Origin of the sequence: Streptomyces sp. NPDC058877 (assembly GCF_042742855.1) — a bacterium.
Lineage (GTDB): Bacteria > Actinomycetota > Actinomycetes > Streptomycetales > Streptomycetaceae > Streptomyces.
The window spans coordinates 1-8,344 of the sequence record NZ_JBHYMF010000261.1; the positions used below are offsets into that span (position 1 = coordinate 1).

An 8,344-nucleotide genomic window follows, 5' to 3' on the forward strand; every position below is an offset into this window, starting at 1 on the left:
GGGCCGCGGGTCCTACATGCCGACTTCCTTCATCAGCATGCCGACCTCGGTGTTGGTCAGGCGGCGCAGCCAACCCGACTTCTGGTCGCCGAGGGCGATCGGCCCGAAGGCGGTGCGGACCAGCTTCTCGACCGGGAAGCCGGCCTCGGCCAGCATCCGGCGCACGATGTGCTTGCGGCCCTCGTGCAGGGTGACCTCGACCAGGTAGTTCTTGCCGGTCTGCTCCACCACCCGGAAGTGATCGGCGCGGGCGTAGCCGTCCTCCAGCTGGATGCCGTCCTTCAGCCGCCGTCCGACCTCGCGGGGCAGCGGACCGGTGATGGCGGCCAGATAGGTCTTCTTCACGCCGTACTTGGGGTGCGTGAGGCGGTGGGCCAGTTCACCGTGGTTGGTGAGCAGGATGATGCCCTCGGTCTCGGTGTCGAGCCGGCCGACGTGGAACAGCCGGGTCTCGCGGTTGGTGACGTAGTCGCCGAGGCACTGACGACCGTCCGGGTCCTCCATGGTGGAGACGACGCCGGCAGGCTTGTTCAGCGCGAAGAAGAGGTACGACTGGGTGGCGACGGTCAGGCCGTCCACCTTGATCTCGTCCTTCTCGGGGTCGACGCGCATCCCCTGTTCGAGCACGATCTCACCGTTGACCTCGACGCGGGCCTGCTCGATGAGCTCCTCGCAGGCACGCCGCGAGCCCATGCCGGCACGGGCGAGGACCTTCTGTAGGCGCTCGCCCTCCTGCTCGGCACCGGGGAAGGTCTTCGGGGTCTTGGCCTCGGGCTTGCCGGCGTACCGCTCCCGGTTGCGCTCCTCCGCGCGGGCGTCGTACTCGCGCGAGCGGGCGGGCGTCGTACGGCCCCCGCTCCGCTGCGGGGACTGTCGGGGGCCGCCCTTGGCGCCGCCGCGCGCCGCCGCGCCCCGGCCGCGCTTGGGGGCGTCCGAAGAACCGCCGGGGCCGCCGTAGCCGCCCACGTCGTAGCTGCGCTCCTCCGGGCGCGGCCTGCGCGGGTTGGCGCCGCCCGACCGGCCGCCCTGACCGGCGCGCCCGCCGCCCTGGCCCGGGCGTCCGCCGCCCTGGCCCTGTCGGTCGTCGCGGCCGTTGCCGGCGCCGCGGTAGTTGCCGCGCCCGCCGCCGCCACCGCCGTTGCCGCGGCCACCGCCGCTGCCGCCGCGGCCGCCGCTGTTGCCACCACGGCTCCCGCCGTTGTTTCCGCTGCTGTTCCTGCCGCTGCTGCTTCGCATCAAAGTTCCGTCTTGTCGTCTACGTCTGCGTCCGGTTCGAACGACGGGACGCCTTCCAGGGAGTCCGGCTCGACCGTCTCGGCCTCCGGGAGGAAGGGCGCGAGCTCGGGGAGCTCGTCCAGGCCGCGCAGGCCCATCCGCTCCAGGAAGTAGTTCGTCGTCCCGTACAGGATCGCACCTGTTTCGGGTTCCGCGCCCGCCTCCTCCACCAGCCCCCGCTGGAGGAGGGTCCGCATCACGCCGTCACAGTTGACCCCGCGGACCGCGGAGACCCGGGAACGACTGACCGGCTGGCGGTACGCGACGACCGCGAGGGTCTCCAGGGCCGCCTGGGTGAGCCGCGCCTGCTGTCCCTCCAGGACGAAGGCCTCGACGGCCGGGGCGAACGCGGGACGGGTGTAGTAGCGCCAGCCCCCGGCCACCCGGCGCAGCTCGAAGCCCCTCCCCTGGGCGGTGTACTCCTCGGCCAGTTCGTGCAGGGCGTCGGCCACCTCGCGCCGGGTGCGCTCCAGGACCTTGGCGAGGTGCTCCTCGGTGGCGGGTTCGTCGACGACCATGAGGACGGCTTCGAGGGCGGGCTTGAGGTCGCTCATGCGGTGTCCTCCTGGTCGAATTCGTCGGTCACGGCCGTCGACGGGTCCGCGTCCCCGCCGGTCCAGGAGACCGTGAGGTCCCCCAGGGCGGTCTCCTGGTCGAGGGCGACGGCCTTCTCCCGGTAGAGCTCCAGCAGGGCGAGGAAGCGGGCGACGACGGTCAGGGTGTCCCCGGCGTCCTCGATCAGCTCACGGAAGGCCGCCGAGCCGCGGGCACGGAGCAGTGCGACGACCACGGCGGCCTGGTCCCGGACGCTGACCAGCGGGGCGTGGATGTGATCGACGTACACCTGGGGCTCGGCCTTGGGCTGCATGGCCTTGGCGGCCAGCTTCGCGAAGCCCTCGGCACCGATGGAGATGACGACCTCGGGGAGCAGTTCGGCGTGGTGCGGTTCGAGCCCGACGGTGCGGGGGTGACGGTGCCCCTCTGCCTCCCAGCGGTCCTCGAAGATCGCGGCGATCCGCTTGTAGGCGCGGTACTGCAGGAGTCGGGCGAAGAGCAGGTCGCGGGCCTCGAGGAGCGCGAGGTCGGCCTCGTCCTCCACCTCTGCGACGGGGAGCAACCGTGCGGTCTTGAGGTCGAGCAGGGTGGCGGCGACGACGAGGAACTCGGTGGTCTGGTCGAGGTCTCCGTCGGGCCCAAGGGCCCGCAGGTGTGCCATGAAGTCGTCGGTGACCTCGGAGAGGGCGACCTCGGTGACGTCGAGCTTGTGCTTGGTGATCAGTTGGAGGAGCAGGTCGAAGGGGCCCTCGAAGTTCGCGAGCCGCACGGTGAACCGCCCGTCGGGCCCGTTCCCCGCCCCGGTCGGAGCCGCCCCGGCTGCCGTCGCCGACAGCCGCACGGGCGGTGCGTCTTCCCGGGCGTGCTGCCGCGCGGGCGGGCGGGGGGGCCGGGGGTTCCTCCCGGCCCGCTGGCCGGGCTCCGGGGCCGACGGCCCGGGCGGGGCCGGACGGGGCCGGGCCTCCAGCGCCGCCCCGCCCGGGCCACCGCCCAGGAGGCGGCGGCGCGACGGGCGGGACGTTTCGTCAGGAGCGTGGTGCATGGAGGTCCAGGGGGGAGCAAGGAGCACGGAGGCCCGCAGGCTACCGTCAGCGACCGCGCAGACGGCGGACGAGGATGCTCGCGTCGCCGCGGGACTCCAAGTCGGCCAGGACGACCGCGACGGCCTCCCGGACGATCCGGCCGCGGTCGACGGCGAGGCCGTGCTCGCCGCGGAGCACGAGGCGGGCGTGCTCCAGGTCCATCAGCTCCTCGGCGGAGACGTAGACCGTGATCTTCTCGTCGTGGCGCTCACGGCCGCTGGGCCGCCGGTTCGTGGTCCGGCCACCGCGCCGCCTGGCCGCGGGGGCGGGCACTGCGGCGGCGGGAGCGGCCTTCTGCGCCGGCGCGTCGGGCTCGGCCGTGCGGGCGCGGGGCTCGGCGGCCTCGGAGTCGGCCGGCGCGTGCTCCGCCGACCCCCCGGCGGCCGTCGTGTCGCTCTCGGCCGCCGGGGCCGGGACGGCGCGGCGGGGTGCGGACGCCTGGAGCGCCGTCCCCCCGGTCGTGCGGAAGAGTTCGTCGGCTCCGGGCAGACTCACTCGGCGTGACACCGGGCGAGCACCTCCCTGGCGAGCTGGCGGTAGGCGGCGGCGCCCACGGAGTTGGAGGCGTACGTGGTGATGGGCTCGCCGGCGACCGTGGTCTCCGGGAAGCGCACGGTCCGCCCGATGACCGTGTGGTAGACGTGGTCGTCGAAGGCCTCGACGACGCGCGCGAGGACCTCACGGCTGTGCACGGTCCGCGAGTCGTACATCGTGGCGAGGATGCCGTCGAGTTCGAGCTCGGGGTTGAGCCGCTCCTGGACCTTCTCGATGGTCTCGGTGAGCAGCGCGACCCCACGGAGCGCGAAGAACTCGCATTCCAGCGGCACGATGACCTTGTGAGCCGCCGTCAGGGCGTTCACGGTCAGCAGGCCGAGCGAGGGCTGACAGTCGATCACGATGTAGTCGTAGTCGTTCATCAGCGGCTTCAGGGCTCGCTGGAGCGTGGACTCGCGCGCGACCTCACTGACCAACTGGACTTCGGCGGCCGAGAGGTCGATGTTGCTCGGCAGCAGGTCCATGTTGGGCACGGCGGTCTTGAGGAGCACCTCGTCGGCCGACATGCCCCGCTCCATGAGCAGGTTGTAGACGGTGAGGTCCAGCTCCATCGGGTTCACGCCGAGGCCGACCGACAGGGCCCCCTGCGGGTCGAAGTCGACGAGCAGCACCCGTCGTCCGTACTCGGCGAGCGCGGCGCCCAGGTTGATGGTCGACGTGGTCTTGCCGACGCCGCCCTTCTGGTTGCACATCGCGATGATCTTCGCGGGCCCGTGGTCGGTCAGCGGGCCGGGGATCGGGAAGTACGGCAGTGGCCGTCCGGTGGGACCGATCCGCTCGCGGCGCTGACGGGCAGCATCGGGTGCGAGGGTGGCCGCGTACTCCGGATCGGGCTCGTACTCGGCGTCGGGGTCGTAGAAGTGCCCCTCGGGCACCTCGTCATAGGCGGCGAAGTGGGTGGACTCTTGGCCCATCTCGTTGCCGGCCGTGGCGTTCACGTGTAGGCCGTCCATCGTCTTCATCGTGTGGGCACTCGTCATGGGCTGGTGCGTCGTGAAGGTCCGCACCGCGACGGAGCCGATCGGGGCACCTGGCGCACCGCTCCCGGGAGTAAATGTCGACTCATTCACAAGTCGTCTTACCTCCTTGGATGTGACCAGGAACATTTATCGATAGGTCAGCGTGGCACCATGCCGACGGTTGGCGACTCTATGGCGTGTCACCGCTCCGCAGCAACACAATCCGCCGGACCCGCCCCGATGTGTCGGCAACCGAACACGCCCCTGTCAAGGGTGCACGGCCACGCATCCACATGTTTCAGGGGTGCGCGAAACGGTTAAAGGGTTACGTTCAAGACGAGTTGCCCGAACGTTTTAGCAGGGGCGGAGACACGACCGGCCGGACCTTGTCGAACAAGGTCCGGCCGGGTGCGCGGTATTGACGGCACGCGTTGACGGGGTCGTCGCGGATGCCCTCGGGGGGTCAGCCCAGGAGGCTGCTCAGCTCGACGTGGTCGAGGCCGTGGGCCTCGGCCACCTCTCGGTAAACCACCTTGCCGTCATGCGTGTTGAGGCCCTTGGCGAGGGCCTCGTCGCGGCGCAGCGCCTCGACCCAGCCGTTGTTCGCCAGCGACACGATGTAGGGCAGCGTGGCGTTGGTGAGGGCGTAGGTGGAGGTGTTCGGGACCGCACCGGGCATGTTGGCCACGCAGTAGAAGACCGAGTTGTGGACCTGGAAGGTCGGCTCGGCGTGGGTGGTCGGGTGGGAGTCCTCGAAGCAGCCGCCCTGGTCGATCGCAATGTCGACAAGGACACTTCCGGGCTTCATCTTGGCGACGAGCTCGTTGGTGACCAGCTTCGGAGCCTTGGCGCCGGGGATGAGGACGGCACCGATGACGAGGTCGGCCTCGATGACGGCCTTCTCCAGCTCGTAGGCGTTGGAGACGATCGTCTGCACCTGGGTGCCGAAGATCTTGTCGGCCTCGCGGAGCTTGTTGATGTCCTTGTCGAGCAGGGTCACGTGGAAGCCCATGCCGACGGCGATCTGGGTGGCGTTCCAGCCGGAGACGCCGCCGCCGATGACCACGGCCTTGCCGGCGTGGGTGCCGGGAACGCCGCCGGGGAGGACGCCGCGACCGCCGGCCGAGCGCATCAGGTGGTAGGCGCCGACCTGCGGAGCCAGACGGCCCGCGACCTCGGACATCGGCGCGAGGAGCGGGAGCGCGCGGTTCGCGGCCTCGACCGTCTCGTAGGCGATGGCGGTGGTGCCGGACTGCAGCAGCGCGTCGGTGCACTCCTTGGAGGCGGCGAGGTGCAGGTAGGTGAAGAGGGTCTGGTCCTTGCGGAGGCGGTGGTACTCCTCCGCGATGGGCTCCTTGACCTTGAGCAGCAGGTCGGCGGTGGCCCAGACCTCGTCGGCGGTGGCGAGGATCTCGGCGCCGGCGGCGACGTACTCCTCGTCCGTGATCGAGGAGCCGACACCGGCGTTCTGCTCGACGAAGACCTGGTGGCCGTGGCGGACGAGCTCGTGGACACCGGCAGGGGTGATGGCCACGCGGAACTCGTTGTTCTTGACCTCGCGGGGGATGCCGACCTTCATCGTCGATCACGGTCCTTGAATCAGGGGGATAACTGGGGCACTGCGATACATACCCGTATGCACTGCGGCACAACGGGGCAGACCACGTTCGAACGCGGCGCAACCAGTCTAATGAAGGAGTTCCCGCTGTCTAGCCTTTCAAAGTACTAATCTTCGACAGAGCTACTGCGGATTTCGCAGGCAGACGGTTCCGTTTCCAGGAGTCTCCCTGCTGCCGACCGGTGCAGCCGGGCCGCAGCCGGGTCGCCGAGGCGGTCGAGGGTGTCGGCGAGCCTCAGCTGGAGGGCGGCCTGGAGTCGGGAGTCCCGGGCCCGACGGGCCCACTCCACCGCCTCCTCGCAGGTCCGCAGGGATTCGTCGGGCCGCCCGGCGTACTCCTGGACCCGGGCCACCTCGCTCAACGCCCTTGCGTAGCCCGGGAGATCGGAGAGCCTCCGATGCCCGGCGGCGGCGGCGCGCCAGCTCCGCAGGGCCTCTCCGTAACGCCCGGCGTAGGTCTGCACGGCGCCGAGGCGCCCGTACAGCCGGGCCTGGTCGGGACGCTCGTCCCGCGCCAGCCGCTGGGCGAGCGCCCGCCCGTACCAGTCACCGGCCCGCTGCCAGTCCCCGAGCTCCTGGTACGAGCCGCCTACGGATTCCATTGCGCGGCCGGTTGCATACGGGTCATTCGCTTGACGTCCGGCCTCCAGGGCCGACCGATATCGCAGCAGGGCGTCGTGGGTCCTCCCGGTCCTGGCATCGAGATCGGCCAGGTTCAGCAGCGCGGCGGCCCGCTCCCGGTGCAGCCCGCGCCGCTCCGCCACGTCCAGGACCAGCCGGTGCAGGCCGTACAGCTCCGGAGCGGCGGCTTCCGCCCCTCGATGGGCGGCGAGCGCCCTGACCAGGGAGGCAATCAGACGGCGTGCGAGGGTGTCGAGCTCCCCGTCGGCGACGGCAAGGCGCGCCGAGGCCAGGAGCACGGCCTGCCGGGAGTCCAGCCACACGGCGGCGGCAGCTGCGCTCGGGAAGCGCAGGGCGCGCGGCAGGCCGGCGAGCTTCCGCCGGGCCGGCGAGCCCTCGGGTTCGGTGACCGCACGGCAGGACTGGAGGAGCCGCACGGTCCGCTCCAGCATCCGGGCCCGGGCGAGCTGCACCTCGGCGGGCCGGTCGCGCTCCTCCAGTTGGGCGCGAAGCAGCGGGACGAGGTGGGCGCGCACCTCGTACTGGCCGTCCTCACCGCCGGAGACGAGCCCCAGGGCGGCGAAGTCGGCGAGGGTGGCCGTGGCCGCGGAGACCGAGCAGCCGGCCAGGGCGGAGGCGGTGTGGGCATCGGCCCGGCCCAGCGGGGCCAGGGAGAGGAACCGCAGTATCCGGGCGGCCGTGGCGGGCAGCGCCTCATGGGCGAGGCCGAAGGACCGGGTGAGCGGGTCACCGGCCCGGGCCCGCAGCCTTTTGGTCAGGTCGGCGACCGAGGCCTTGGGCCGGGCGGCGAGCCAACCGCCGGCCAGGACGACGGCCCCGGGCAGCCCCCCGCACTCCTCGACGAGGCTTTCGGCGGCCTGCGGGTCGACCGTGATGCGGACGGAGCCGGTGAAGGCCGCCAGCAGTTCGATCGCCGACTTCGAGTCGAGCCCGCCGAGCGTGCAGGGCCGGACGTCGGGAATGCCGGTGAGGGGACCCCGGGCGACCCCGATCACCAGGGCATCGGGATTGTCGGGGATCAGCGGGTCGGCCTGCTCGGCGTCGACGGCGTCGTCGAGGACGAGGACGGCCCGCCGTTCGGCGAGGGCCCCCCGGACCAGCTCGGTCAGCTCGTCCTCGGCGGCGCCGGGGGGTTCGGCGGCCCCGAGCGCGGCGAGGAGCTCCTGGGCGACCCGCCCCGCCGGGACGGGTTCGCCGCCGGGTTCGGTCAACCGGGCGCGGAAGACGCCGTCGGGGTAGCGGTCGGCAAGTCCGGCGGCCAGCTCCTCGGCGAGGGCGGTCCGACCGGACCCGGGTTTGCCGGCGATCAGGAGGACCCGGGCACGGGGCGCCTTGCGGCCGGTGAGGGTATCGAGGCCGGTCCGTTCGATGTCGGCGCGCAGGGCCTTCAACTCCCGCTGCCGACCGAAGAACTGCCGGCTGCCGGCTGCCGCCACAGCCTGATCCGTCACGGGCCACGCTCCCGTCCACCTGCGCACGAGCCGATCCCGCGGGGGGCTCCGCACGGGCGATTCCGAGCGTAGTTCAGGCCGGAAGGCGGACCCCGCGGAGCAGGGCGGACACATCCCCCGATCGGATCAGCAGATCGTCACACCGGACGCTCATCGGATCGGAACCCGCCGTTCGGACCCCGGTGGGCCGCCCCGGCCAGCGAGGGC

7 protein-coding genes are annotated in these 8,344 nt (G+C 71.9%); all 7 read right to left on the bottom strand.

The window, feature by feature from the left end; all coding sequences use genetic code 11:
* Positions 1 to 12: 12 nt before the first annotated feature.
* Positions 13 to 1,236: a pseudouridine synthase gene (locus tag ACFW2Y_RS33100; RefSeq protein ID WP_384886609.1), complete on the bottom strand. Its 1,224-nt coding sequence runs from the start codon at positions 1,234 to 1,236 to the stop codon at positions 13 to 15.
* Positions 1,236 to 1,829, bottom strand: a complete 594-nt coding sequence (scpB, locus tag ACFW2Y_RS33105) for an SMC-Scp complex subunit ScpB (protein ID WP_384886612.1) — start codon at positions 1,827 to 1,829, stop codon at positions 1,236 to 1,238. The genes ACFW2Y_RS33100 and scpB overlap by 1 nt, the downstream gene beginning before the upstream one ends.
* Complete coding sequence (locus ACFW2Y_RS33110; RefSeq protein WP_384886615.1) at positions 1,826 to 2,872, bottom strand: segregation and condensation protein A; 1,047 nt, start codon at positions 2,870 to 2,872, stop codon at positions 1,826 to 1,828. The genes scpB and ACFW2Y_RS33110 overlap by 4 nt, the downstream gene beginning before the upstream one ends.
* Before the next feature lie 46 nt (positions 2,873 to 2,918).
* Positions 2,919 to 3,419, bottom strand: a complete 501-nt coding sequence (locus tag ACFW2Y_RS33115) for a hypothetical protein (protein WP_384886618.1) — start codon at positions 3,417 to 3,419, stop codon at positions 2,919 to 2,921.
* Positions 3,404 to 4,429: a ParA family protein gene (locus ACFW2Y_RS33120; protein ID WP_384886627.1), complete on the bottom strand. Its 1,026-nt coding sequence runs from the start codon at positions 4,427 to 4,429 to the stop codon at positions 3,404 to 3,406. Before ACFW2Y_RS33120 ends, ACFW2Y_RS33115 begins: the two co-directional genes overlap by 16 nt.
* A 460-nt stretch (positions 4,430 to 4,889) precedes the next feature.
* Positions 4,890 to 6,005 (bottom strand): alanine dehydrogenase, encoded by a 1,116-nt coding sequence (gene ald / locus ACFW2Y_RS33125; RefSeq protein ID WP_384886621.1) that lies wholly within the window; start codon positions 6,003 to 6,005, stop codon positions 4,890 to 4,892.
* A 146-nt stretch (positions 6,006 to 6,151) separates the two neighbouring features.
* Positions 6,152 to 8,137, bottom strand: coding sequence for a tetratricopeptide repeat protein (locus ACFW2Y_RS33130; protein WP_384886624.1), 1,986 nt, complete (start codon positions 8,135 to 8,137; stop codon positions 6,152 to 6,154).
* Between the last annotated feature and the right edge of the window lie 207 nt (positions 8,138 to 8,344).